Genomic DNA, 26674 nt, shown 5'->3' with positions numbered 1-26674 from the left:
CCTTGGATGTTGAAAAGCTGTTCATTACCTGTTTATAACGCAAAAAAAATCCGAAACGATAAGGCCTCGGACTGTTTTGTTGGGATTGTCGCAACTTACTCGCGGAATTCTCCCATTTTACTGTATTTATCCATGCGTTTGTTGACGAGCTGTTCTGTTGATAAATCCTTGAGCTCGTTATAGCCTTTCAGAATGTATTCTTCTACCGAACGGAAAGCGGTTTCGCGGTCGTAATGTGCGCCACCAAGAGGTTCCGGGATTACATCGTCTACAAGCTTTTGCTTTTTCATATCGGTCGATGTCAGTTTCAGGGCTTCGGCAGCCTGTTCCTTGAAATCCCAGCTTTTCCAAAGGATGGAAGAACAGCTTTCGGGAGAAATAACTGAATACCAGGTATTCTCCATCATATATACTTTATCTCCTACGCCAATTCCAAGTGCACCGCCTGAAGCCCCTTCTCCAACAATGATTGCAATGACAGGGACTTTAAGACGCACCATTTCAAAGATGTTCCTTGCTATGGCTTCACCTTGTCCGCGTTCTTCGGCTTCAAGCCCAGGATAAGCGCCGGGCGTATCAATGAAAGTCACCACGGGAATATTGAACTTTTCGGCCATCTTCATCAGGCGCAATGCCTTGCGGTAACCTTCCGGATTGGCCATACCGAAGTTGCGGTACTGACGTGTTTTGGTATTATAACCTTTTTGCTGGCCGATGACCATGAACGATTTGCCACCAATTTTACCCAGACCGCCAATCATGGCTTTATCATCTTTGAAACTTCTGTCACCGAACAGTTCCAGGAACGTTTCTCCACATAACGCACGGACGTAATCCATGGTATACGGACGGTTCGGGTGACGCGATAACTGGACGCGCTGCCAGGCCGTCAGGTTTTTATATATTTTCTTTTTGGTGTCTTCGAGTTTCTTTTCGATCTGCTTGCAGGTGTTGGTCACATCTACATTGGATTCCTGGCCAATGATCTGGCATTTGTCCAATTGTTCTTCGAGTTCCTTGATAGGAAGCTCAAAATCTAAATATTCCATAGTGGCATTTTAGTTTTGGTACGAAAGGCAAAGATAGGAATGTATGATGAAAGACGAAAGACTAATGATAAAAGATAAAGCACGAAAAGTTTGGAATGGCTAAGGTGATATTAGGGCAAAGCCTGTCCCAAGTTAATGGAATGAAGAAGCCGCAGTAAGTAAATTTAACATTAAAGGCAGATTTCATGTATCAGCCGTATCGATACAAAAACGATATTGCCACTGGGGAGGGGCCAATGGTGTCCCTACAAAATCTGGAATGTATTGAGGTACATTTTTTATGTACTTTTTGTTAAAATCGCCCGTTAAATATTTGCCCCTAATCAACTCCCATTTCGCTAATTCCATCAGGGCCAAAATAATCCATGAAAGATACAACCATCCTATGGTCTAGCCCCGATGCGAGCGGTTAGCCCACAGTGCCGGCAGCCCGTTTTTACCAACATGGCGCGGCGACCACCGGAAGCCGTGGCAATGTTGAGTAAAAACGGCTGAAGGAGCGAGGACTAAAAGCGGGCAGCGGGATCAGCTCCAAAAACTAAGAAACCTCTTTTTTGAACTTATGCTTGACTACGCCGTTGGTAATGACCACCAAAATAATAATCGCCGCCCCAAAATAAAACGCCGGGCTCATGTGTTCGGCTTCCCCGATTATGAAATAGGCGAGTAAAATTCCATACACAGGTTCAAGGTTAGTGGTGAGCATCACCGTATAAGGCGTGAGTTTTCGCATGATGTTGACCGATGCGGTAAAGGCATAAGCGGTACAGACCGAAGCCAGCAGCAAAATAAGCCACCAGTCGTTTAAAGGAACATTGAAGAAGTCGACAGTAAAGCTATTGTTGAATGTCAGCCACAAACTGACAAAGACAAAACCGGCAATGAATTCGTAAAGCGTGATAACATCCGGCCGGTATTTTTGAGTCAGTTTTCCGTTGACAAGCGTAAACATAACGCCGAAAAAAACAGAAGCCAGCGCACATACCATTCCCGCGAGGTATTTGAATTCTACCTTTAAAATCAGGCAAAGCGAACCGATGATAAGCAAACCGAAAAAGACTTCATACCACAGCATTTTGCGTCCGTAGAAAATAGGTTCGAAGATGGCGGCAAAAAAAGCGCCCATCGAAAACATGGCGAGTGTGACAGAAACATTTGAAATGTCGATTGCCGTAAAAAACAAAATCCAGTGAATTCCTATAAGCACTCCCGTAAAAAGCAGTTTGAGGGCTTCGCGCCACGGAAGCTTCAACGGAACTTTATTGGCCATGAGCCATATCAGCATAAACAAAGAAGCCAGCAGCATTCTGTACCAAACCAAACTTGCGCCCCTCACGCTGATGAGTCCGCCAAGCACTCCGGTAAAGCCCCAGATAAAGACTATGAGGTGAAGATTCAGATAGGATTTCAGACTACCGCCTTGCATTGCGCAAAAGGTAAACGGCCAGAATCCCGAAAAGGAAGTTCGGCAACCACACGGCGACAAACGGCGGTATGGATGATTTTTCAGCCAATGTCCCGAAGATTTTATCAAAGAACACAAACGTAAAAGCGATGCCGATCCCGATTGCCAGGTTCATTCCCATTCCGCCCCGACGCTTCATGGAAGAAACCGAAACCGCAATAATCGTGAGGATAAAAGCCGATACGGGAAGACTGTACTTTTTGTATAAAACAACCAGATACGTATCGATATTTCCAGAACCTCGTTTGCGTTCACGGGCAATGAAGTCGTTTAGTTGACCAAGCGACAATGTTTCCGCGATGTAAACGGTCGGTGTAAGATCTTCGAAATCAAAGTTGAAGACCGTATCTTTTTTTTCGATTGAAGTCAGTTTATCGCCAAGCGGGCCAACATTCCGCCTTTGATAGGTAAACAACGTGTAGTTCTTTTTCTTTTTGTTGTATTTGATGCGATTTGCAGTGATCTTGTATTGGAGCTTGTTGTTCTTATCGAACTTCTCGAGCATGAAATTGAAACCTACTTTACTTACGGAATTCACACTCGCCACATGCACAAAAGTCTGGTCGCCAAGCTGTCGGTAAACGTCCTGGGATTTGCGCATGGCTTCTTTTCCGCCACCTTTAAGATAGGTATATCGAAAGTCGTTGAAACCTTCACTTGCTTTTGGGACAATGAAAAAACCGGCGAGCAAAACGCCTATAGAAACGATTGAAGCCCCAATGATGTAAGGCCGCAAAAATCTCGTAAACGAAATCCCGGAACTTAAAATCGCAATAATCTCTGTGTTGTTTGCCAACTTCGATGTAAACCAGATAACCGATAAAAACAGGAAAATCGGGAACAGTAAATTGGCAAAATAAATAGTAAAATTGAGGTAATACATCGCAATGGCCGGGAACGGAATCTTGTTCTCGATCATTTTGTTGACTTTTTCAGATACATCAATCACAATCCCGATCGGAATGAACATGAGCAACATCACCGTGAAGGTGGCGAGGTAGCGTTTGAGGATGTAGAGATCGATGATTTTCATGAAGGGGATTTTTGGATTATCGGATTCTAAATTATGTGATAATCCGTAATAACAATTAAGTTTTATACTGTCAGTTTCTGTAAATCTGATACTCTTTAATCAATTACAACCGCTGATCCATCTGCTTCACCATCATCTCTTTCCAGCCTCTGAAATCTCCCGCTAAGATATGTTTTCTGGCTTCGCGTACCAACCACATATAAAACCCTAGGTTATGTATCGTAGCGATTTGTTTCCCCAGATATTCATCGGCAACAAATAAATGGCGCAGGTAAGCCTTTGTGTATTCGACATCTACAAACGTATGCCCCATTTCATCAAGTGGTGAAAAATCGTCAGCCCATTTTTTATTTTTGATGTTGATGGTTCCGTTTGCCGTGAACAACATACCGTTCCGTGCGTTTCTCGTCGGCATGACGCAATCGAACATGTCAATTCCGAGGGCGATATTTTCCAGAATGTTGATAGGTGTTCCCACACCCATCAGGTAACGCGGTTTATCTGTCGGAAGCACTTCGGTCACGACTTCGGTCATCGCGTACATTTCCTCGGCTGGTTCTCCTACCGATAATCCGCCGATAGCGTTTCCGGATTGGTTGGAATTGGCAATATATTCCGCCGATTGACGACGCAAATCTTTATACGTACTTCCTTGGATGATAGGAAAAAACGCTTGTTCGTAACCGTATTTATAAGGCAGTTTGCCCAGATGATTGATGCATCGGTCGAGCCAGCGGTGCGTCATATGCATCGATCGTTGGGCGTAGCGGTAATCGCAAGGATACGGCGTACATTCGTCAAAAGCCATAATGATATCGGCACCAATCGTGCGCTGGATTTCCATCACATTTTCCGGTGTGAACACATGGTATGATCCGTCGATATGCGATTTGAACTTGACGCCTTCTTCCTTGATTTTTCTGTTAGCCGATAACGAATACACCTGATAACCGCCCGAATCCGTCAGGATATTCCTGTCCCAATTCATGAATTTGTGCAATCCGCCGGCTTTTTCAAGGATGTCGGTTTGTGGCCGAAGATATAGATGATACGTATTCCCAAGGATAATGTCCGGATTAATATCGTTCTTCAATTCGCGCTGATGCACGCCTTTGACAGAAGCAACCGTTCCTACAGGCATAAAAATGGGAGTTTCGATCACTCCGTGGTCAGTGGTGATTTTACCGGCTCTGGCTTTGGTTTGCGGGTCGGTATGGATCAGGTCAAATATCATGTAAAGCGGTTACTTGTTTGGCCGGCAAATATAGTCGTTAAAGACGTTCGCTATCCAAATTTAATCTGATTTTAAGACAGGACTAATGAACCTCCTGAAGTCTGAAACAGAACATTGAGTTGGCAAGAGGTGTAAATCGCCATCCTGAAATCTTAACGTTAATGTCAAAAATCCATAGGTCTGCAAATACCTATATTTCATACATTTGGTTCAAACACCAGGCTTTTGAATTTCAATATTTTTAACAGTATTATCCTTGCGGGCATTTTACAGGGATTCGTATTTGGCGCAGTCATTTTGTTTTCCCCAAAATACAAGGCTCCGGCAACGCGATGGCTTGGTTTGCTTATTGCGATATTTTCGCTAAATAACCTGCAATATTACCTTGGGAATGCGCGTATCATCACTTCAGACCAATTGTATACGCTGGTTTTCATTCCGTTCCAGCTGCTTTCAGGGCCACTTATACTGTTTTATGGGCTTCGCCTGATTTATCCGGATCGCCGGATAACACGCAAAAATTATATGATGCTGATTCCTTTCCTGGTTGGATTTACATACAGCAGCATTTACAAAACTTACCGGGGCATGGGCTTGTATGATGAAGCGTACTTCCGTTTCTCTACGTATGTTTTGGCCGGAATCGAGTTGTTCTCCATTTTGTTCGACATCAGTATTGTATTGTATCTCATCGGGCAAATCAGGAAGGTATCAAAGCACGAAGCTCCTATGCAAACCGTCCGGCCTGAACTTGGCTGGTTCCGCAGCATCCTGTGGTCTTTCTTTGGGTTGAGTTTCGTCTGGCTGGCTGTTACGCTGCTGGCCCTGAATGCTATAGGGAATTGGTGGTATATCATCTGGATCGCCATTTCGGTAATGATTTACTGGCTTGGGCACATTGGCGTATATAAATTCGGGGTTCAGGAAGAACGCAAAAAAATCAGGACCTTCCGTATAGAACATACACGGGAAACCGTTTATGAAAAACCTCAGAGCGAAACCATTGCGTCATTTATCCGGTTTGTCAACACCGGGAAGCGCTATCTCGACCCAAACCTGACGCTTGACCTGGTTGCCGATGAGCTTAAAATCAGTAAAACCCATTTGTCACGCCTCATCAATTCGGAACTCGAAACGGGCTTTCCGGATTATGTGAACAACCTGAGGATAGAGGAAGCCAAATCCTACCTCACCAATCCGGATTTCGAAAACTATACGCTGATAGCTATTGGTCTTGAAGCTGGTTTTTCCTCCAAAACAACGTTCAACCAGACCTTTAAGAAAGTCACCGGCCAGACACCGTCTGAATACAAAAGCCAATTCGGCAACACAATACTCAAAAAGAACATCGCGTGAACCTGAGTTTTTTACAAAGCCTGATCATTGTTGGAATCGTGCAGGGTTTTGTATTGGCTGCGCTATTGCTACGGAGGAATGAAAAGCAACGTTTCTATCTTGGCATTCTAGTCTTATCTTTTGCTCTTGACAACCTGCAATATTTTGCAGCAGACTGCGAATGGATCTCTGAACAGACGCTTGTTGCCCTTTTTCTTCCCTACGGTTTCCTGAGTGCGCCATTGTATTTGCTCTATAATTTGTCCATTTCAGGCATGCCTATGCCAAACGCAAAAACAAACCGCTGGCTATTCCTGCCTTTTTTCACTGCCTTAGCTTACAGTTTTGCCGTTAAATTGAAGGAGTTGATTTTTCCTGGTCCTGGAATCGAAAGCATATGGCTCTATATGGAAATGATTTTTGAATTCGCCTGCATCATCCTGGATTTTTCAGTGCTCATTTACCTGATGCGCCTCGGCATATTGAAAAAATCCATCGTTTTAAGACAAACCAGGATTTCTACGTGGTTCCTTATGATTACGTGCACGGCCTGGGCTTTCGTAACCGTAGCCGATTACTTTTTTGATATCGAATACTGGAATATCGTTTATATAAATATGTCCGTTATCATTTATGCACTCGGCCATACAGAGATGCTGCGAAAAAAAGTGACGGTTCCCAATCAAAATCTTCGTGTCATTGTACGAAAAACACAGTCTGGAAAAAGTGCGATGCTTCAGGAATTCGAAGATTTTGTAAAAACGGAAAAGCGCTATCTTGATCCCCACCTCAACATGGAAAGGATCGCTTCTGATATGGACATAAGTAAAAGTCATTTGTCGCGCGTCCTCAACGGATCAGGAACGAGTTTTCCGGATTACCTCAACAAATTGCGCGTCGAAGAAGCAAAGATGTATCTGGCAGACCGCACCTATGAAAACTACACGATTACGGCAATAGGGCTTGAAGCCGGATTTGCTTCCAAAACTACTTTTAATGGTACGTTTAAAAAACTGACCGGGTTTACTCCTTCCGGTTACCGACAGTCTGTTTTTGAAAAAATGCCTGCAATCCCATCGTAAGCGACACTTCAGACACCTAAAAAAAGTCCGTTATACGTTCCAAAAATTGCGAATTGGCCATTTTTTGCACTTTCCTACCCTGGATTCAAGCTATTGCATTAAGTAAAAATCGACCTGAAAATACACGATTGTAAAAAAATCCAAACACACCTGATAATCAGCAATATTACAGCTTTCAAAAGCCAAAAAGGTAATGCCTTACATGCAGATATGAATCTTTTTCTTACGCTTAATCCTGAAAAAATGAGTTCTGATTTTTGCGGTTTCGCATTTTTCTGCACATCGTAAACGGAACAGCTGGGTACTTTTCGGCTACCTAATCTATCACACTTCTCCTCTTGTGCTATGCTTTGTAAATCGAATTTCAAAGATGGCATTTTCAGCATCCTTCATTTTAAAAAACAGATCCGATTCCGGAATTCAAATTTCCCGGACAGGAATTCTGCAAGTTGCTTTCGTCAATAGAACAGAACGTATTTCAGTCACTTTTAACCTTTATTATCTCACCAATTTAATTTTTATGAAACGAATTTTATTATTAATCGCTTTTGTCCTTTCTATATCGGCACAGGCGCAAAAGACCTGGAACGGTTCTGCGGATTCTTCCTGGAACGTTGGGGCGAACTGGACGCCATCCGGTATTCCGGACGATACGGACGATGTCATTATCCCAACAGGAAGTACTGTCAACCTGAACGTCAACACCTCGATCAAATCGCTCTCACTTCAGGGAACAGCCGTGTTGGACATCAACGCCAACCTGGCTTTTTCCGATGCATCCTCTTTTTCAGGTACCAGTACAGTAAACTGGAACAGCAACTCCATAGCTGCGAACGGCGTACTTTCCGCATCGGGAACCATTAATTTTATAACCGGCAATACCAAATACCTGTCGGGAATCCTGAACAATTCCGGAACCATCAACAGTATGGAAGGAGTTTTTTATCTGCAAGCCGCTACTGTGAATAATTCCGGGACTATCGATTTTCAGGGAACATACGGAACTACGTACAGCGGTGCCAATGTGATCAACAACAGCGGGACAATCAAAAAGACCTCGAATACGGGAGAATGCCAAATGGTGGCAGCAATCCACAATACAGGGACTATCGCCGTCCAGTCAGGATCAATGACGCTTAATAACAGCGAAAATATGTTTACAGGCGGTGTTTATAACGTAAGTTCGGGGGCAACGCTGACAACGATTTCAAACACCGCTGTTTCAGGAACGCTTACCGGAAACCTTCAGGGTAATTTTGTTATTAATTCGGCGTGGTCGGTGGCCGCATCAAGTACGTTCCATTTTACGGGAACAGCTTTGCAATGGTACAGCGGATACATCACCGGCGGAGGAACGCTTAACCTGCAATCACCGCTACATCTTACATCCGGGAATACGAAATATGTTTCCGGCGGCACTACAATCAGCAATACGTCTACCCTTACTTTTTCAGATACCTGTGCGCTTCAGATTTCAGACGGATCTCTAAACAATCAAGTTTCAGGAATCATAGACATCGCTTCGGATGGTTCACAGATTACCTACTCAGGCGGAATCCACCATTTCACAAACAGTGGGCTTCTCAAAAAAACCGGAAGTACATCTGGCAGCTCAATTGTGGTTGATTTTACCAATACCGGAACCATCCAGGTGGCTTCGGGGATATTGGTGCTGAATGCGCCGACTATCTTGCTTGACGGTGGTATTTACACTGTTTCGGCCGGTGCCCAATTGGAAAACGACAATACCATGATAATCCAGGGAAACCTGACCGGTGTATTGAACGGGCCGTTCCAATGGAGCGCAGATGTCAATATTATCGATGGAAACCCTGCCACGCTTAGCTTTACAGGAGCTTCACAAATCTATTGGTATTCCAATTCCGTTGGCGGAGGCGGCATACTGAACAACACCGGAAACTTCACGCTTACGAGCGGAAATACAAAATACATTTCAGGTGGAACCACACTCAATAATTCAGGAACGATTTACGGACAGTCGGGAGCCTTTTCAATAAATAGCGGTGTTTTGAACAACCTTGCCGGCGCAATCTTTGACTGGCAGTCGGACTATCAGCTTACGTGGTCAGGTTCCGGATCACATGTGTTCAACAACTATGGTCTGCTCAAAAAAACAATAGCCACCGGAGAAAACACGGTGTATGCGGAGTTACATAATTACGGAACACTTCAAATGCAAACCGGAAGTTTCAACCTCAACAACACGTCCACCGTTTTCCACGACGGAAGTCTGTATAATATATCTTCCGGCGCGTCCATTAAAATAGGCGATTCGATTATGGCAGACGGAATGCTGGGTGGAACACTGAACGGCGACTTCATCCTGTATGCCACACTCAACATTCCGGCCTCAACCACATTTAATTTTGGCGGAAACACACCGTTCAAATGGTACAGCGGAACCTTATCCGGGGGCGGAACCCTTAACGTATCGACTCCAATAGAGTTCATCAGCGGAAATACCAAATACCTTGAAGGCGGAACCACGGTGAATAACACGTCTACGGTATTGGCTACAGAAGGAGCTTTCAGCATCAACAACGGTGTTTTCAACAACCAGCCGAACAGTATTTTCGATCTCAAATCAGATTACCAGCTTACCTGGAGCAGCAACGGATCTCACGTATTCAATAACCACGGGCTTATCCGCAAGACGGAGGCGACAGGGAATACAGTGGTTTATCAGGAGCTTCATAACGACGGAACGATTGATATTCAGTCCGGGAGCATGAATTTCAGCAATGATGCTATCGTCTTGGGAACGGGTACGTATAACGTTTCAAGCGGCGCTTTGCTGGAGCTTTCTGGCAACGTCAACCTTCAAGGAACGCTTTCCGGGACACTCGACGGGACATTGCGCTGGAACGGAAACCTGGCTGCGGAAACAGGAGCCGAAACTACGTTCAACTTTGGCGGAAGCCAGCCAGTCAGTTGGTTCGCCGGCTCTCTTGTAAGTGGAACACTCAATCTCAATAGCCCTGTCCAATCGATTTCCGGAAACACAAAATACATTTCAGGTGAAAGCACGCTCAATGTTTCATCTACATTAGCTCAGACTGAGGGATCATTATCAATAAACGATGGAACGCTGAACACGACTGCTACAGGGATATTCGATTTCCAGTCCGATTATCAATTAACCTGGAGCGGATCAGGATCTCACGTTTTCAACAACCACGGGCAATTTCTCAAGTCGAATGCCGGGTCGACCGTCGTTTATGTCGAGGTCAACAATTACGGCATCATCCAATCGACAGGAGCATTCAATTTTACCAGTTCAAACGGGCTCGACAACACCACGACGGGTGTCATCACGGGAACAGGCTCCATCCTATTGCCTTCCACAGCTGCCAATTTCACCAACGACGGAACATTCGCCCCGGGTGGAAATCCGGGTACGCTTGCTGTTTCCGGCTTTTTCAAAGGAAGCGAATCATCCAGGATTGCTGTCGATCTTAACGGAACAGATACCGCTGATTATGATTTACTGGCCATTGACGGCAATTCAAACTTAGCCGGATCCGTAACCGTAAACTTAGGCTTCGCTCCTGCCCTGCACGATTCGTTCACCGTGGCTACTTCGGACTCCATCAGCTCATGTGAACTCCAGAGCCAGGCTACAGCAGCACGTGAAGGCCTGCTTTATACCTTCAGCGTAAGTTGCCAGGATAATAATAAAGTAGTATTGGAAGTCATCGAAATTGTTGCGGTGCCGCCTGTTGTCCCGAATCAGGAATTCTGCCAGGGCGCAACTGTAGCTGATTTACAGGCAGAAGGAACCGACATCAAGTGGTACGCAAATGCCAGTGGAGGTTCTGCCCTGTCTCCAACCACGTTGCTTACGTCGGGCTCTTACTATGCAACCCAGACTATCGGTGGTTTTGAAAGCGAAAGAGTTGCAGTTACCGTTACAGTCAACGCCACTCCTCAGCCTGTCGCTGCCTCTCCACAGGATTTCGTTGGAACGGCCACGGTTGCAGACCTGGCGGCTACGGGAAGCGTGATCCAATGGTATGCGGCACTTACCGGAGGCAGCGCGCTATCTCCTGACACCGCTCTTTCAACTGGAACCTATTACGTAACTCAAACACTCAACAGTTGCGAGAGTACGCGTAAAGCCATAAGCATTACCGTTTCTACCCAGTTCCCTTTTTATGCAGACGAAGACGGTGACGGATTCGGTACAGGTGAAACGGTTCTGGTCACGGCTGACGGCCCCGATTCCCCTCCGGCCGGATATTCTCTTGACGGCTCAGATTGCGACGACACCAATGCTTCTGTCTATCAGAATACAGAATATTATGTAGATGCGGACGGCGATGGTTACGATAACGGACAGACGACCGTATGCCATGGAGCAGGCATCCCAGACGGATATTCAGATGCAACCCTGGGCACAGACTGCGACGATACCAATGCAGCACTTTTTGCAGGAACAACATTCTTCATCGATACGGATGATGATGGTTACGATGCCGGAACCGCCGTTGTTTGTGCCGGGGAAACCGTGCCTGACGGATATGCAGCCTCTACTTTAGGAACGGATTGCGACGACAGCGACGCCACGGCACATGCCGCATTTGATTTCTTCGTGGATGAAGACGGCGACGGATTCGGGTCTACGGTAAGCGCTGCGGTTTGTACGGCAGATGCTGGTATTGCCCCATCCGGTTACTCGCTTTCAGATACGGATTGCAACGATTCGGATGCCACTATTTATCAATCTGCTGATGTATTCATAGATATGGACGCGGACGGTTATGATGCCGGAAGCCAGACGATTTGCTACGGCAGTTCGCTTCCCGAAGGATTTTCCGCAGCAACACTCGGAACAGATTGCGACGATACGAATGGTGCCATTTTCCAGGGTTATGACTTTTATGTCGATTCAGATAACGACGGATTCGGTTTGGGAGAAATGGTAAATGTCTGTACGAACAACCCTGAAATGGCGCCTGAAGGCTACTCTTTAAACAACTCAGACTGTGACGACCAGAATGCGCTTGTACATCAGGGATTTGATTTTTATACAGATGCAGATAGCGACGGATTCGGTTCTGGTGAAGCGGTAAATGTTTGCGCCGAAAATGCCGGTACAGCGCCCACAGGTTACGCCACGGACAATTCAGATTGTAACGATTTTGATGCCACCATCTACCAAAATGGGCAATTCTTTACGGACGAAGACGGCGATGGCTATTCTCCGGACGATTCGGCACAGACCGTTTGTTATGGTTCAGAAGTACCTGAAGGTTATGCGGAAACCACATCCGGAATGGATTGCGACGACCAGAATGCATCAGCTAATCCGGGGGCGCAGGAAATTCCCGGAAATGGCATAGACGACAACTGTAATGGTACCATAGATGAAGGAACGGAAATTCCACTGACACAGGTAGCAGCCGCACAATGTGGTGCTACATTGGAATCTATCGGAACTCCAATTCATATCGATCCTGTAATCGGAGCCACCGCATATCGGGTACGCGTGACAAAACCAAACGGTCAGGTACTCGTATACACAGGCAACACTCCGGAATACAACCTGATGTATTTGCCGTCCATTGCGTATGGGGCCACATACAGTTTGGCTGTCCAGATCGAGTACAACGGGACATGGACCGGAATTTACGGGCCGGTTTGCCAGGTAACTTCTCCGCCGGCGACTACGCCCGGGCCTTCAGTGATTTCACAGGCACAATGCGGAGGCATATTGCCAACCATCACGACGCTTATTTCGACGCAAAGCCTGAATGCAGCCCAGGGTTACAGATACCGCATTACGAACCTCACAGATCCGTCGGCACCGAACCAAATCCAGGTAATTACGCGTCCGCAGAATTTCTTCAGCCTTCAAATGCTGGCGAGTTATGCCTATGGAACAACATACCAGATTGAAATTTCAACCCTTGTAAACGGAATATATACCGAATATGGCTCACCTTGTACTATAGAGACACCTGCGGTTCCGGCTTTGTCCAACTGCAACGCCATGATCCCTACGGCAAGTACGACCATCGCGACGCTAAGCCTGCTAAAATCGAATCAGTATCGCTTCGAGCTGACCGATACCGTGACCTCAGAAGTTATTGTGGTCAACAGGCCTACCGCATTCTTCACGTTCAACAACGTTCCCGGTTATGCTTCAGGCAGGACGTATAATGTGCGTGTTTCGGTACACACGGCAGACACCTGGTCGCCTTACGGACCGACTTGTTCCGTGACTGCTCCGGGTGCAGCACGTCAGGTATATGTTGAGCCAAAACCTGATGTCGCTTCGATTCGCTTTGCTGCCGTAGCTTATCCGAGTCCGTTTGCCACTGAATTCAGTATCAAAATGGAATCAGCCGCAACGGAGAAAGTACAGGTTCGTATTTTTGACATGACCGGAAAACTGTTGCAGGATGCATCATACGAACCATCGGAATTGGAACTCCAGCAGTTTGGAAGCAGCTATCCGGCAGGTGTTTATAATGTCATCATCAGCCAGAAAGCCGATGTCAAAACCCTTAGGATTGTTAAACGATAAGTTATAATTCGAAGTTAGTTTGTAAAAAGGTCGTCTCAAAAGGCGGCCTTTTTTTATTTTATCAGATTCAGAAATCTCACTAACTTTAAATGACACAACAACATTAAATTATGGGAGCACTACATCATCCGCAAATCTCGACCTGCCTGTGGTTTGACAAAAATGGCGAAGAAGCTGCAAATTTCTATGTTTCGGTCTTTGACAATTCACGTATCAAACACATTGCTTACTACGGAAAAGACGAACCTGGCCCAGAAGGGCAGGCCATGCTGGTAACTTTTGAAATCAACGGAAATGAATACCTGGCGCTGAACGGTGGCCCCCAATTCAAATTTTCCGAAGCCGTCTCCCTTGTAGTCAATTGTCGTGACCAGAAGGAAATAAACCGATACTGGAACGCATTGCTCGAAGGTGGAAAACCGTCACAATGTGGCTGGCTTAAAGATAAATTCGGGTTTTCATGGCAGATTGTCCCAGTCCAGATGGATGAAATGATGAAGAAAGGAACCAAAGAGCAAAACAGCCGGCTGATGCAGGCCATGCTCAAAATGGTCAGGCTCGATTTGGCCGAACTCGAAAAAGCCTGGAACGGGAACTGACCGTAAAATCTGTAAAACACATTTCAAAAAACAGAAGATCCTAATCTGATCCAACTACTATCTTTATAAAAAATACAATCATGGACAATTCATTGAAATTCTCGACAACCATAGACATCCACGCAACCGCCGATGTAGTCTGGGACACGATCACCAATCCGGAACTCGTAAAAAAATATTTCTTCAATACCGAAATCGAAACCAGCTGGCAACCCGGAAGCCCCATTTTCTGGCGAGGTGAATGGGATGGAAAAGCGTATGAGGAAAAAGGCGAAATACTTGACATAGACCCCGGAAATTCAATCAGCATGAGTTACCTGAGCAGTATGCTTGAAGACAATCCTGAGAATTATTCGGTACTCAATTATTCGATAGAAACGACAGATGACGAGTTCAGCAAACTCACTCTGGAACAAGTAGGTTTTGTCAATGAAGAAGCGCTCGGGCATTCGAAACAGAACTGGGAACAGGTCCTCGACGGGTTGCGAAAAGTCGCCGAAGAAGAAAACGAATAGTGATACAGACCGCTTCGGCGGTTTTTTTATTTCCTTTATAGAATCATCTGATATTCCAATCTTAAAAATAAAATGCCAATCCGATATTATTACCTGCTGCTTTTGTTGAGTTTAGCTGCAAGCGCACAAAAAAATGTCTTCGATCCGGATTTCAAACGCAGTGCAATAAAGCCTTCGGCATCTTTCATTGTTGATGGAAAGATTCCCGAGGCATCGGGCCTTGTCTTCTGGAACGACCAACTCTGGACACATAACGACGGTGGTCATCCAGCTACCTTATTCGCTTTGGATCCAAACACGGCATCGGTCGTAAAGGAATATAAATTGCCGGGAATAAGGAATCGCGATTTTGAAGAACTGACCCAGGATTCGACTTATTTTTATCTTGGCGACATCGGGAACAACCTTGGCGATACCGATACGCTTCACATTTACCGTATCGATAAAAAATCACTGATCGATTCTTCAAAACCCAACATAGAAAAGCTGACGTTTGTATGGCCTGAAACTACGAATGACGGTATAAAGCAAAAGATAAATTTCAATTGTGAAGCCATGGTAATCATTAATGATTTAATTTATCTTTTCACCAAAGAACACAAAACACGATGTGAGACAAAAATCTTTTCGATTCCAAAACGTCCCGGAAAATATACCGCGAAATACATACGCACTCTGAAGACAAAAATCCTTGTAACCGGCGCTTATTATTCAAACGACCCGAACACGCTTACCCTTTTGGGATACAGTCTCACGCTGCGTCCTTTTTTACTGGTTTTCTCGAACTTCAAAGACACCGATTTCTTTTCGGGAGATGCAAAAAAAATAAAGATCAAAAGCCGGTTCAGGCAAACCGAAGGCATTGCAAGCGACGGAAACGATTTTTTCGTAATTAGCGAATACTGGAATTTCTGGTTCGTGCATTCAAGAGGACGTTTGTTTAAATTGAAGATGGATTAGTCAATGTAGGTAGGACAAAGACTAATATTTTGGTTGGTTTTGATACTGGGCAACTTATTTGGAGCTTGCTGAATTTAATTTTAACATTTCAGGCATTTTTTCTGTATTCAGTGTATCGATCCGATAGCTACCTTGGCCGTGGGGAGGGGCCAATCGTGTCCCTACGAAATCCCGGATTAATTGAAGTACATTTTTTATGTACATTTTGTTAAAACTCGCAAAGAAGTATCCAACAAAATTATCACATCATCAACCCCGGATATAACCTAATATAGGCTTCAACAGCAACCGGATTCTTTCCATATAGGTTATCAAGTGATGACGAGGCAGCGTAAACCGAAAATTGTCCGCCGCCGGCAAGACGCAATTTCCCTACCGACAGCAATTCATAATTCGCCCCCAACGTAATGACATTCACCGGAAAAATCCGTTCCCCGAATGTATTTTCAAGACTTAATTCTTCTGATGATTTCTCGACAAATTCATAGCGCCCATAAATGGCCAGTTTGCGCTTTTGCCACGAAGCTTCAAGCAACGCCGCATTTTCGGAATCATGGCCTGCAGATTTATTCATTCCCCATAAAGCAACTGCATTGAATGATCCGTTTTCCAGTTTTTTGGCATAATTGGCCGATGTCGTCGTTCGGTTCACATCTTCATTCAAATGCAAGGCTTCCGGCGATTTGAGAAAGCCATGTGACACCTGTAAAGACCAGTTCTGATTCGGGTTGAACGACAAACGCGCACTGTAACTGTCGAATCGCGGTGTATCGAAATTATATCGGTGTTCATCCGGTTCGCGTCCGGTAAAGGAAGAGGCTTCAATCTTGAATCTGGAATATCTGTAACCGATTGTCGCCACTCCAAAAGTAATGTGTGTCGCATCTACCCAATGGTGTGTCAAAGGCGCATCCGGATTATAAAGTGCCGACGGACGATGCATAAAAGCCGTTGGCCCCAATGCAGGTTCGCCAGGATATCCGACGTAGACGAATACATCTGATTTTTCAGAGAACGCCTGAGTGTAACTGACCGATAATTCCGAGAACAAATCATGCGGATGTTGTCGGTCGACCAAAGCATTTCCGCGATACGCCTCACCACTTTGAAATAACAACGGATAACCGGAATTTCCACCCGTCAAAGCATCAAATGAAAACATAGCATTGAAATGAAACAGGCCTTTTTCACCTACTTTTCGTTGCCCCATGAACATAAACCAGTTTGGGGCATCGAATTCCTCTGCGCCTCTCGAACCTTTCCGCGAAACATCCTGATGATTGTATCTGACGAACAAATTCCCGTGTGCCATGAACATCCAGTCTTTGGCATGGAACATCCCGCCATAAATTGGCGAATCATCGGGCAGCCATGATGTCCCCGAACCGTTTCGCGACATCGGCAGGTTGAGGGAAAATGCGTGGTTCATTCCCGGCATTTCGGAATGATTGTGAGTCGACGTGGAATCAGGTGCCATTTGCATATGGTCATGCTGCGAAAAAACGGCAATCGGCGACAGCAAAACAAGGTAAAGCAATTTTTTCATGTGCTGATTTTTAGTTGGCCCAAAGATAATTTCCCACTGTTTGAAGGCACTGACACAATTGCGGATGATTTTTGCACGATTGCCTGTTTTGACTTTACTACCTTTGATGAAATTTATTTGAATGGAACTTTTCAATGTGATAAAACCTTCCGGAAATCGCGTCCCGATCGTTATCAGTTCGCCTCATTCCGGAACTTTTTTTCCCGAAGACATCAAGCGACGCATCAAGCCTGATCTAGCGGCAAAACCGGACGACACCGATTGGTTCATAGATACTTTATATGACTTCGCTCCTGCTCTCGGCATCACGATGATTACGGCAAATTATTCGCGTTGGGTCATCGATTTGAACCGCGATCCAAAACAGGCGCCTTTGTATTCGGACGGCCGCGTGATCACAGGCTTGGTTCCGACGACAGATTTCAATGGTTTGCCGCTTTACGATTATGGTGTTCCTGACGACGCGGAAATCGAGGAAAGAGTCAGCAGGTATTTTGTTCCGTATCATTCAAAAATCGATGAATTATTAAACGAACTGCATTCCGAATTCGGTAAGGTGTTGTTGTGGGACGCGCATTCGATCCGTCAGTTTGTCCCTGGAATCAGAAGTGAAAAGTTTCCGGATTTGATTTTAGGTGATAACGATTTGAATTCGGCTTCATCTGCAATAATCGCAACCGCTTTTGAAACCTTGAATAAAGGCGGATATAAACTCGAACACAACAACCCGTTCAAAGGCGGATACATCACAAGATCTTTCGGAAATCCGGGTGGGAATTTCCACGCGCTCCAACTCGAAATGGCCAAAATCAATTATATGGATGATTCTGAAACGGCATATAATAAGGAACGTGCCGATAAGATGCGGACGCTGCTCCAATCGACATTTGAAAACCTGATCCTAGCATTGACCTAATGGCAAAACAATATCACTTCAAAGGCCTGCTGACCCAAAAAGGCTGGATCGAAAATGCTTCGGTTTCCGTTGACGACAATGGAAATATTTTCAGTATCAATGCGGATGGAAAAGGCGAAACCATAAATGGATATGCTTTTCCGGGCTTCCAAAACGCACATTCCCATGCCTTCCAATACGCCATGGCAGGTTTGGCCGAATACCACGAAGGTACTGGCGTACCTGATGATTTCTGGAGTTGGCGCACCGCAATGTACAATCTGGCTTTGACGCTTTCTCCGGACGATATGGAAGCGGTCGCGACAATGTTATACACTGAAATGTTGCGTCACGGATACACTTCGGTCGCTGAATTCCATTATGTGCACCACGACCAAAACGGGAAGCCTTATGCAAACCTGGCTGAAATGGGCGAACGATTGGTCGCTGCAGCAAAAACGGCAGGAATACGCATTACATTGGTTCCGATGTTTTACCAGATGGGCGGATTCGGACAACCGGCAGGCGAAAAGCAACGGCGCTTTTTGAGTGCCTCGATTGACGATTACCAGAAACTTTGGGAAAGCAGTGCCAAGGCCGTTTCGACTTATGGCAAAGCATCGATTGGAACCGGAATCCACTCGCTCAGAGCCGTAAAACCGGAAGACGTGATTACCTATATAAGTGGCCGTGATAAAAACCTGCCGTTCCACATCCATGTATCGGAACAGATTAAAGAAATACAAGACAGCGTGGCTTTCCATAAAAAACGCCCGGTTCAATGGCTTTTGGATCATGTCGCTGTTGACGGGAATTTCCATTTGGTCCATGCGACACATCTCGATGATTCGGAAGTTACAGGCATAGCAAAATCTGGTGCGCACGTGGTTTTGTGCCCCACTACCGAAGGAAATTTAGGCGACGGCTTGTTCCGGTTTGCCGATTTCCAGTATGCAGGCGGAAATTGGTCGATTGGAACCGATAGTCATGTAAGCCTGAATCCGATGGAAGAATTGCGGTTGCTCGATTACGGGCAACGGTTGATATCACACAAGCGGACGACTTTCTACAAACCCAATCTTGGCGACAGCGGATTCAATGCCATTAAAATGTCGTGGAATTCAGGACGTGCAGCCATGGGAGAAAAACCGTCGGATTTCTTCGAGGTAGGAAAACCTTTTGATGCCGTTGTTCTCGATGCCGATTCACCGTTGGTAGCTTCGTCATCTGTCAAAAACCTTTGCAATACATTGATTTATGCTTCGGACAGATCGAATTTACTCGGAACAATGGTTGGCGGAGAGTGGAAAATCGAGCGCAATCAGCATCGATCGGAACACAAAATCCTGGAGTCATTTACGTCTACATTGAAAAATCTCGGCACCCGGTTGTAAAAAAAATCGGTCTAAACCAAAACATTTTGCTTATCTTCGCGACCATGACACGTACAACAGCTATCTGGAACAAATCCATCTGCACCATCCAACAGGTCCTGAAACCTGCGATGCATGCGTACGGCGTTTTTTGTATTTTATGACGAGAGCCATTTTGGTCAAAATATATAGAAAGCGCCCTTTTGAAAAATCGGGCGCTTTTTTTATCGGGTAATTTCAATCGCTTTCTGCCTATACTATAATCCAGGCGGACGGTTATCTTATGTTTAATAAACTTGTAAGTAATTGATTTTCAATGAAATAATTTAATTTTTTCTTGCTTAATCAAAATAGATTACTTTTCTTTGCACCATTAGAATTTCAAAATAGAAAATGAAGACCATTTCGAACATCCAGACCACCTATATCCATTGCCTCGCTGCGAAGCCGTCGGATTGTGTCGCGATGTCGTCGTTGTCTTGGAAGCAGGTCTTCCGTAAGTGCCTTACATATCATCAGCATCATTGTTGATTTCCGTAACCGGTCAGATATCCAGAGGCACTTGTTTTAGACAGGTGCTTTTTTTTTACCATAATTTATCATCATCACTATAATTACAATCATCATGAAAACGCTGGCCACAAAATACTTCGAAGTATTGGAACGCAAACTTTCGCTGGAAGAATTCAGGAACTGGCTTCAATCCCAGGAAAACTCGGAAGAAGTCAAACACGACAAACTCTGGAAAACCTTCCTGTCGTTCAATTACGCATCCGGTTCAGGGAACATCGGTTACGAATTCTCCAAACTTTTGCGCAATTTCGATCTTGACGAATATGCCATCTTCAAATTCGGGAACAGCTTAACGCAGATTCTTGAAGATGGAAACCTGTTCCGGATTGTACGCTCGTGTCGCGATTTCGACTCGAGATATAATTATCCGTTGTTCGGCATCATTGGAGATTTTGACTCCCAGCTTGACAATGAGGAGTTTTCATACAGCGAAGTCCGCCAGAAACTCGCCTCTATAGCCGAACCCATCGAATTGCAATGGAACGCCTTGAAATCCAACACAGAAAAACTGGCTTTGCTCCGAAAGCAGATCGAAGTTGCAAAAGCCACGTCAACCCAGGGAGCTGTTTACGACAGATTCTACGGAAGAATGTGGAAAATCTGGAAAAATTGATACTCTTTTTGACCCTACTTAAAAAAAACCCGGTTAACCAGCCGGGATTTTTTTTGACTAATAACAATAAATGTAAAATAAACACTTATATTTGGCCGACGTTATTTGTTGATTAATACTTGCATATTGTTAATTACAGATACCTGTCTTACATCAGCAATTGAATATCTTTACATTACTAACTTTTTAACGTAAATGAAACGTAACATACAACAATTAAATGATTTAGCAATCCAGGTCCGTCGCGATATCGTTCGTATGGTCCACGCTGTGAATTCCGGCCATCCCGGAGGTTCATTGGGTTGCACCGAATTTTTCGTCGCTTTGTACCAAAACATCATGGATCGCAAGGAAGGATTTGACATGAATGGAATTGGGGAGGATATTTTCTTCCTTTCAAACGGCCACATTTCTCCGGTATTTTACAGCATACTGGCACGAAGCGGATACTTCCCGGTTTCTGAACTGGCAACATTCCGCCTGCTCAATTCAAGGCTTCAGGGACACCCGACTACGCATGAAGGTTTGCCGGGCGTAAGAGTTGCTTCTGGATCTTTGGGTCAGGGAATGTCGGTTGCCATCGGCGCATGCCAGGCCAAAAAACTGAATAACGATAATCATCTGGTCTATTCGCTTCACGGCGATGGAGAAATGCAGGAAGGCCAGAATTGGGAAGCCATCATGTATGCCGGTGCAAAAAAAATAGACAACCTGATTTCAACTGTAGATTATAACGGACAACAAATTGACGGTTCGACGAAACAGGTTTTGGATCTGGGCGACCTTGGAGCAAAATTTGCCGCTTTCGGATGGGATGTGCTCCACATTGAAAAAGGAAACGACATCGAGGCTATCATTGCCGGATTGACCGATGCCAAATCACGTACCGGAAAAGGAAAACCGGTTGCCATCATGTTGCATACCATTATGGGGCACGGTGTAGATTATATGATGGGAACTCACGCCTGGCATGGAAAAGCGCCCAATGACGCCCAACTCGAAGCAGCGCTTGCACAGAATTATACCGACACCGAATCTGACTATTAATAGATATGAGTAATGGGTCGTGAGAAATGAGAAAAAATCTAATCCAGATTCGACTCAAGACTCAAGACTCAAGACTCAAGACTCAAGACTAAAAAATGACTAAATACGAAAATACAGGCAGCAAGGACACACGTTCCGGATTCGGGGCCGGCCTTGCAGAATTAGGAAAGACAAACGAGAATGTGGTGGCTTTGTGCGCCGATCTTGTCGGTTCGCTTAAAATGGAAGAGTTCATCAAGAACAATCCGGAGCGTTTTTTCCAGATTGGGATTGCAGAAGCCAATATGATTGGAATCGCCGCTGGACTTACAATCGGCGGGAAAATTCCGTTTACCGGAACATTCGCGAATTTTTCTACAGGACGCGTTTACGACCAGATTCGTCAATCGGTAGCTTATTCCGATAAAAATGTAAAAATCTGTGCCTCTCATGCCGGACTTACTCTGGGTGAAGACGGAGCGACACATCAAATCCTGGAAGACATCGGTCTTATGAAGATGCTTCCGGGAATGACGGTTATCAATACGTGTGATTACAATCAGACCAAAGCTGCGACTATTGCCATTGCCGATCATCACGGGCCGGTTTACCTGCGTTTCGGGCGTCCGGTGGTGGCGAACTTCACTCCTGCCGACCAGAAATTCGAAATCGGGAAAGCGATTTTGCTCAATGAAGGTTCAGATGTTACGATTGTAGCCACGGGCCATTTGGTTTGGGAAGCACTTATTGCAGCAGAAGCTTTGGAAGCGAAAGGAATTTCTGCCGAAGTCATCAACATCCACACGATCAAGCCGCTTGACGAAGAAGCTATCCTCAAGTCAGTCAAAAAGACGGGGTGCATCGTAACAGCCGAAGAACACAATTTTCTTGGCGGCCTTGGCGAAAGCGTTTCACGTGTGCTTGCACTGAATAATCCTTTACCTCAGGAATTCGTTGCGGTTTTTGACAGCTTTGGTGAATCGGGAACGCCTGAACAATTGATGGACAAATATAAATTGAACAGCGCTGCCATCATTGCAGCTTCTGAGAAAGCCATCAGCAGAAAATAATCTCTGGATATTTCACATAAAAAATCCCGCTCGAAAGGCGGGATTTATTTTTTATTTTATTGGCAACTCGGATCCATATGTTTCCTGAGCCTTGTAGGTGTGGTATAATCGCCACTACAACTTGGTATGCCCTGAGGATCTTCAGGAGATGAAGCGAACGGATAATACTGCCACTCACCATCTACTTCACTTCCGGGAATACGGCTTTCTACCTTTGTCAATACATTATCTCCATCATCATCAACATCGCGATAATCCGGAATGCCGTCTCCATCTGTATCGTCTGTCACGGAATCCTCAAAGTAATACATGTAACGCGGCTTCATTGGGTCTTCCGGATTCCATGTTGCATCTTCCTGGTCAACATCTTCAAGCCATGAAGGAATTCCGTCTCCGTCGTGATCCAAACGTGTCAATGAATACAGTTTGAACTTGAAAATAAGTGTCGAATAAGAAGGAATCGTTCCCTGATAAACGCTGTAATATGCTAATCCAGATGGAATGAACATCACTCCTGCTCCAAAATCATTATACGATAAAGGCTCGCCCGGAACATTTATCACACTTCCGGCAGTTCCGAACTCAGGTAAAATCTCACCCCAACCGCGAATGGTAGATTCAAGGCTGAAAGCAGTTTGCGGATAATTGTTGGTTTCAAATTCGACAGGCGTCAAATCATCGTCTTCCGAATTGATATTGTCATAGATATACAAACCCTGATACGAAGTAAGCACCTGATCCACATTGCACGGATGTGCACTTGCTCCCTCATTAAGCTTTAGCCAATATACAGTGTAAGTCACATCATTAGCCGTAACTTCTCTGTGACCAAGCCGCGGATCGTTCCAAAGGCAAGTAGGGTCATTGTATGCGACACTGTCAAAAACAGCGTCTTCAAAAGATCCTTGCCCATCGGTGCTTGAATAGGTGTGACTTTTAAGGAAATCCTCAATATTCGCCTTTTCGACATTGTACTGGGTCTGATAATCGCGTAAAGGCTCTGAACTCGAATCGTCATCCGGTTTGCAGCCATTGATGCTCAAAGCTAAAACCGCAAGGCCTAAAACCGATAAAAATTTCCTCATTTTTTGATAAATTTTAAGGTGCGCAAGATACAATATTGATTTATTTTTGTGTCCATATTAACGCCGCTTTTAGAAAAATTACATGCGTATAGACAAATATCTTTGGTGCGTCAGGTATTATAAGACACGCAATATGGTCACCGAGGCGGCGCGCAAAAACCAGATTACGGTAAATGCTAACGTTGCCAAGCCATCGCGTGAGGTTTTTCCCGGCGATACGATTACCTTTCGCAAAGACCAAATCACGTATACCATTAAGGTACTCGATGTTCCGTTAAGCCGTGTGGGTGCCAAATTGGTCGATATATACCGAAAAGACGAAACACCTCCCGAACTTTTCCAGCAAATGGAACTCATGAAACTGGCAAAAGAACATTACAGGCGTGCAGGCGAAGGACGTCCGACCAAAAAAGACAGACGCGACATTGATGGCTATTATGAAGATGCCGAAGACGAAATCCATACCGAAGACTAAACCAAAAACCATGGCAAAAAACATTATCCTGACCAATCAGCAAATCGAGCACAAAATTCGCCGTATCGCCTTCCAGATCTACGAAACCTTTGTAGAAGAAGAAGAAATCGTATTGGCCGGAATTGCCTCGAACGGATTTGTCCTGGCTAAAAGAATCGCTGCCACCGTCAGTGAAATTTCAGATATAAAGGTGTTGCTGTGTGAAGTCAAGATTGATAAGCAGCATCCATTTTCTGCTGTAAAGACATCTTTAAAACCTGATGAATACAGCAATAGAGGTTTGGTTTTGGTAGATGATGTTTTGAACTCCGGAACAACCCTGATTTATGGTGTACGTCATTTTCTCGAAGTCCCTCTCAAAAAATTCAAGACAGCCGTATTGGTTGACCGCAATCACAAAAAATATCCCGTAAAGGCTGATTTTAAAGGCATTTCATTATCGACATCCTACATGGAACATGTGAAGGTGGTTTTGAAAGAGAATGCGGCTTCGGCTTCAATCGGCTGATAAGATCGAGTTTATTTCACCGACGATTTCCTCAACAGATTTGGCATCGACTGAAATCACATGCTTGGCTGAAAAATAGAATTCCTGTCGTTCCAGCAGATGCTTCCCTATAAATTCTTCCAGTTCGATGCCTTCGAGACTTGAAATCAAAGGTCTGTGTTCTTTTTCTGAAGATAATCTTTCAACCAGAACCGGAATTGATGCCTTGAGGTAAAACGATTCCACGTTACCATCCTTTAGTCTATTGTGGTTCCCGGCATATACCGGAGTTCCGCCACCGAGTGAAAGCACAAATGCCTCTTTGGAATCCATAAGTTCGTTAAAATAGACGCTTTCCTGACGCCTGAAATACATTTCGCCTTTGGTTTTGATGATTTCAGAAATCGATTCCCCTTCCTTTTGCTGTGCATATTCGTCCAGATCGAGAAACGGAATATTGGCCTTTTTAGCTAAAAGATGACCAATTACAGACTTTCCGGAGCCCATATATCCGCATAACACCAGTTTATTTTTTGTCATAAAACCTTACAAATTAAGGGCTCGAAATGGATTGCGTAAAAAAGGTAAATTTAAAATTAAATTGGTTTGAAAAATTAATTATAAGCACGTATATTTGCACCCGCATTGGAGAAATGCTAATGACTCGATAGCTCAGTTGGTAGAGCACAACACTTTTAATGTTGGGGTCCTGGGTTCGAGCCCCAGTCGGGTCACAAAATTGACCGTATTTTCTCTAAAGCATTGACTCGATAGCTCAGTTGGTAGAGCACAACACTTTTAATGTTGGGGTCCTGGGTTCGAGCCCCAGTCGGGTCACAAATCGGTTTAACCACCGATTTTTTTATTGGCCTCGTGGAGAAATTGGTAGACTCGCCATCTTGAGGGGGTGGTGCTGCAAGGCGTATGGGTTCGAATCCCATCGAGGTCACGAATGAAAGTAAATCCTGCTCGATAGAGCGGGATTTTTTATTACAAATAAAAGCCGGAAACGACGCAGGAAGTTTCACGGATTTTATTTGTAATAAAAAAGACCAAGGCTTTCGCAGAAAGCCAAGGATTAACTTTCTCAAAGCGGAGCTAACCGAGATCACCGAAGGTAATCCCATCGAGGTCACGAATGAAAAGGATTCAAAAGAAAAAAGCGCCAAGCTCTGCTTGAGCGCTTTTTTCTTTTGAATCCTTTTCTCAAAGCTCCGCTTTGAGGGATGCCGCAAAGCGGACCCGAGGCCTTGTCCGAACTGTACGAAGTAAATCCCATTCGTGAACTATGGGTGCAATAACCTGAAAGCCACTTAAAAATCATTGTATCATCAAAGCGGAATCCCATTCGTGAACATCCATCTGATCTCAAAGAGAAGCTTTGATTCCCACCCCATTCTAAAGAACCCCACAATAAGAACCGTGTGAACTTTTCCGTGTTAAAAAAAATCCACACAAAAAATCCCACACAACAATAAAGTCTATAGGGTCGACTCCATTGAAATGACAAATACAATGAATACGGTGCAACCCAACCACGCACGCGTTAAGGATGCAAGCGACTGGCCCACAGCCACAATTACCGGCCGTTGCGCCTGAGTGGCAGCGACAACGGAGCTCGCCAATTGGGCTGCAACGGCGGTAATTGCGGCGCGGACCAATAGCGGGCAGCCTGGCGGCGGAAAAAAATGCCCAACCTGTAAAAACTG

The 26674-nt window shown here is 44.9% G+C and carries 20 protein-coding genes and 3 tRNA genes; 16 read left to right on the top strand and 7 right to left on the bottom strand.

The genetic code is table 11. From position 1 onward, the window contains the following. Positions 1–95: 95 nt before the first annotated feature. From G6047_RS09045 to tgt, 4 genes are all read right to left on the bottom strand, one after another. On the bottom strand, positions 96–1049 hold the full coding sequence (locus tag G6047_RS09045) for an acetyl-CoA carboxylase carboxyltransferase subunit alpha (protein WP_169527280.1): 954 nt from the start codon (positions 1047–1049) through the stop codon (positions 96–98). A 538-nt stretch (positions 1050–1587) separates the two neighbouring features. Further along, the gene (locus G6047_RS09040) at positions 1588–2475 is read right to left on the bottom strand and encodes a DMT family transporter (protein WP_169527279.1); all 888 of its coding nucleotides are present in this window, start codon (positions 2473–2475) and stop codon (positions 1588–1590) included. Beyond that, positions 2462–3547: an LptF/LptG family permease gene (locus G6047_RS09035; protein ID WP_169527278.1), complete on the bottom strand. Its 1086-nt coding sequence runs from the start codon at positions 3545–3547 to the stop codon at positions 2462–2464. Before G6047_RS09035 ends, G6047_RS09040 begins: the two co-directional genes overlap by 14 nt. Before the next feature lie 103 nt (positions 3548–3650). Next, entirely contained in the window at positions 3651–4781 is a 1131-nt protein-coding gene (tgt, locus tag G6047_RS09030) for a tRNA guanosine(34) transglycosylase Tgt (RefSeq protein WP_169527277.1), read from the bottom strand. Positions 4782–5006: 225 nt separating this feature from the next. On the opposite strand from tgt, the gene G6047_RS09025 reads away from it, so the two are divergent. From G6047_RS09025 to G6047_RS09000, 6 genes are all read left to right on the top strand, one after another. Beyond that, a complete protein-coding gene (locus G6047_RS09025) occupies positions 5007–6137 on the top strand; it encodes a helix-turn-helix transcriptional regulator (protein WP_169527276.1) in 1131 nt (376 codons plus the stop codon). Then, entirely contained in the window at positions 6134–7198 is a 1065-nt protein-coding gene (locus G6047_RS09020) for a helix-turn-helix domain-containing protein (protein WP_169527275.1), read from the top strand. Before G6047_RS09025 ends, G6047_RS09020 begins: the two co-directional genes overlap by 4 nt. Positions 7199–7718: 520 nt before the next feature. Beyond that, the gene (locus tag G6047_RS09015) at positions 7719–13748 is read left to right on the top strand and encodes a MopE-related protein (protein WP_169527274.1); all 6030 of its coding nucleotides are present in this window, start codon (positions 7719–7721) and stop codon (positions 13746–13748) included. A 110-nt stretch (positions 13749–13858) separates the two neighbouring features. After that, complete coding sequence (locus G6047_RS09010; protein ID WP_169527273.1) at positions 13859–14347, top strand: VOC family protein; 489 nt, start codon at positions 13859–13861, stop codon at positions 14345–14347. An 80-nt stretch (positions 14348–14427) separates the two neighbouring features. Continuing rightward, positions 14428–14862, top strand: a complete 435-nt coding sequence (locus tag G6047_RS09005; protein ID WP_169527272.1) for an SRPBCC family protein — start codon at positions 14428–14430, stop codon at positions 14860–14862. Positions 14863–14934: 72 nt separating this feature from the next. Continuing rightward, positions 14935–15822, top strand: coding sequence for a T9SS C-terminal target domain-containing protein (locus G6047_RS09000; RefSeq protein ID WP_169527271.1), 888 nt, complete (start codon positions 14935–14937; stop codon positions 15820–15822). A 241-nt stretch (positions 15823–16063) separates the two neighbouring features. Here the strand turns inward: G6047_RS09000 and G6047_RS08995 are convergent, their stop codons facing one another. Continuing rightward, positions 16064–17368 (bottom strand): hypothetical protein, encoded by a 1305-nt coding sequence (locus G6047_RS08995; protein WP_169527270.1) that lies wholly within the window; start codon positions 17366–17368, stop codon positions 16064–16066. A 121-nt stretch (positions 17369–17489) separates the two neighbouring features. Between G6047_RS08995 and G6047_RS08990 the strand changes: the two genes are divergently transcribed. The 5 genes from G6047_RS08990 to G6047_RS08970 all read left to right on the top strand — a co-directional run bounded on the left by G6047_RS08990 (position 17490) and on the right by G6047_RS08970 (position 22918). Continuing rightward, positions 17490–18284, top strand: coding sequence for an N-formylglutamate amidohydrolase (locus G6047_RS08990; protein WP_169527269.1), 795 nt, complete (start codon positions 17490–17492; stop codon positions 18282–18284). Continuing rightward, complete coding sequence (hutF, locus tag G6047_RS08985; RefSeq protein WP_169527268.1) at positions 18284–19657, top strand: formimidoylglutamate deiminase; 1374 nt, start codon at positions 18284–18286, stop codon at positions 19655–19657. The genes G6047_RS08990 and hutF overlap by 1 nt, the downstream gene beginning before the upstream one ends. A gap of 604 nt (positions 19658–20261) precedes the next feature. Then, positions 20262–20822, top strand: a complete 561-nt coding sequence (locus G6047_RS08980; RefSeq protein ID WP_169527267.1) for a hypothetical protein — start codon at positions 20262–20264, stop codon at positions 20820–20822. Positions 20823–21017: 195 nt separating this feature from the next. After that, positions 21018–21869 carry a transketolase gene (locus G6047_RS08975; RefSeq protein WP_169527266.1) on the top strand — a complete coding sequence of 284 codons (852 nt, stop codon included), beginning with the start codon at positions 21018–21020 and terminating at the stop codon, positions 21867–21869. 95 nt (positions 21870–21964) lie between these two features. Beyond that, entirely contained in the window at positions 21965–22918 is a 954-nt protein-coding gene (locus G6047_RS08970) for a transketolase family protein (protein ID WP_169527265.1), read from the top strand. A gap of 56 nt (positions 22919–22974) precedes the next feature. Here the strand turns inward: G6047_RS08970 and G6047_RS08965 are convergent, their stop codons facing one another. Beyond that, entirely contained in the window at positions 22975–24003 is a 1029-nt protein-coding gene (locus G6047_RS08965; RefSeq protein ID WP_169527264.1) for an FKBP-type peptidyl-prolyl cis-trans isomerase, read from the bottom strand. Between the two features lie 82 nt (positions 24004–24085). On the opposite strand from G6047_RS08965, the gene G6047_RS08960 reads away from it, so the two are divergent. After that, positions 24086–24478 (top strand): RNA-binding S4 domain-containing protein, encoded by a 393-nt coding sequence (locus G6047_RS08960; protein WP_169527263.1) that lies wholly within the window; start codon positions 24086–24088, stop codon positions 24476–24478. 10 nt (positions 24479–24488) lie between these two features. Continuing rightward, the gene (locus G6047_RS08955; protein ID WP_169527262.1) at positions 24489–24986 is read left to right on the top strand and encodes a phosphoribosyltransferase family protein; all 498 of its coding nucleotides are present in this window, start codon (positions 24489–24491) and stop codon (positions 24984–24986) included. Here G6047_RS08955 and G6047_RS08950 read toward each other — a convergent pair. Then, positions 24975–25505 (bottom strand): shikimate kinase, encoded by a 531-nt coding sequence (locus G6047_RS08950; RefSeq protein WP_235946524.1) that lies wholly within the window; start codon positions 25503–25505, stop codon positions 24975–24977. The genes G6047_RS08955 and G6047_RS08950 overlap by 12 nt on opposite strands. Positions 25506–25626: 121 nt before the next feature. Between G6047_RS08950 and G6047_RS08945 the strand changes: the two genes are divergently transcribed. From G6047_RS08945 to G6047_RS08935, 3 genes are all read left to right on the top strand, one after another. Further along, positions 25627–25699 (top strand) — tRNA-Lys (locus tag G6047_RS08945). A 30-nt stretch (positions 25700–25729) separates the two neighbouring features. Then, a tRNA-Lys gene (locus tag G6047_RS08940) sits at positions 25730–25802 on the top strand. 30 nt (positions 25803–25832) lie between these two features. Beyond that, positions 25833–25914: transfer RNA gene (locus tag G6047_RS08935), tRNA-Leu, on the top strand. Positions 25915–26674 lie beyond the last annotated feature (760 nt).

It is taken from the genome of Flavobacterium silvaticum (assembly GCF_012911565.1).
In the GTDB taxonomy this organism is placed as follows: domain Bacteria; phylum Bacteroidota; class Bacteroidia; order Flavobacteriales; family Flavobacteriaceae; genus Flavobacterium; species Flavobacterium silvaticum.
The sequence above is the reverse complement of the archived record's forward strand: the minus strand, read 5'-3'. Positions and strand labels throughout refer to the sequence as shown.

Excerpts from the sequence above, each read along its gene's own strand:
- G6047_RS09045 (WP_169527280.1), bottom strand. The coding sequence starts at position 1,049 with ATGGAATATTTAGATTTTGAGCTTCCTATCAAGGAACTCGAAGAACAA.
- G6047_RS09040 (WP_169527279.1), bottom strand. The coding sequence starts at position 2,475 with ATGCAAGGCGGTAGTCTGAAATCCTATCTGAATCTTCACCTCATAGTC.
- G6047_RS09035 (WP_169527278.1), bottom strand. The coding sequence starts at position 3,547 with ATGAAAATCATCGATCTCTACATCCTCAAACGCTACCTCGCCACCTTC.
- tgt (WP_169527277.1), bottom strand. The coding sequence starts at position 4,781 with ATGATATTTGACCTGATCCATACCGACCCGCAAACCAAAGCCAGAGCC.
- G6047_RS09015 (WP_169527274.1), top strand. The coding sequence starts at position 7,719 with ATGAAACGAATTTTATTATTAATCGCTTTTGTCCTTTCTATATCGGCA.
- G6047_RS09010 (WP_169527273.1), top strand. The coding sequence starts at position 13,859 with ATGGGAGCACTACATCATCCGCAAATCTCGACCTGCCTGTGGTTTGAC.
- G6047_RS09005 (WP_169527272.1), top strand. The coding sequence starts at position 14,428 with ATGGACAATTCATTGAAATTCTCGACAACCATAGACATCCACGCAACC.
- G6047_RS09000 (WP_169527271.1), top strand. The coding sequence starts at position 14,935 with ATGCCAATCCGATATTATTACCTGCTGCTTTTGTTGAGTTTAGCTGCA.
- G6047_RS08995 (WP_169527270.1), bottom strand. The coding sequence starts at position 17,368 with ATGAAAAAATTGCTTTACCTTGTTTTGCTGTCGCCGATTGCCGTTTTT.
- G6047_RS08990 (WP_169527269.1), top strand. The coding sequence starts at position 17,490 with ATGGAACTTTTCAATGTGATAAAACCTTCCGGAAATCGCGTCCCGATC.
- hutF (WP_169527268.1), top strand. The coding sequence starts at position 18,284 with ATGGCAAAACAATATCACTTCAAAGGCCTGCTGACCCAAAAAGGCTGG.
- G6047_RS08980 (WP_169527267.1), top strand. The coding sequence starts at position 20,262 with ATGAAAACGCTGGCCACAAAATACTTCGAAGTATTGGAACGCAAACTT.
- G6047_RS08975 (WP_169527266.1), top strand. The coding sequence starts at position 21,018 with ATGAAACGTAACATACAACAATTAAATGATTTAGCAATCCAGGTCCGT.
- G6047_RS08970 (WP_169527265.1), top strand. The coding sequence starts at position 21,965 with ATGACTAAATACGAAAATACAGGCAGCAAGGACACACGTTCCGGATTC.
- G6047_RS08965 (WP_169527264.1), bottom strand. The coding sequence starts at position 24,003 with ATGAGGAAATTTTTATCGGTTTTAGGCCTTGCGGTTTTAGCTTTGAGC.
- G6047_RS08960 (WP_169527263.1), top strand. The coding sequence starts at position 24,086 with ATGCGTATAGACAAATATCTTTGGTGCGTCAGGTATTATAAGACACGC.
- G6047_RS08955 (WP_169527262.1), top strand. The coding sequence starts at position 24,489 with ATGGCAAAAAACATTATCCTGACCAATCAGCAAATCGAGCACAAAATT.
- G6047_RS08950 (WP_235946524.1), bottom strand. The coding sequence starts at position 25,505 with ATGACAAAAAATAAACTGGTGTTATGCGGATATATGGGCTCCGGAAAG.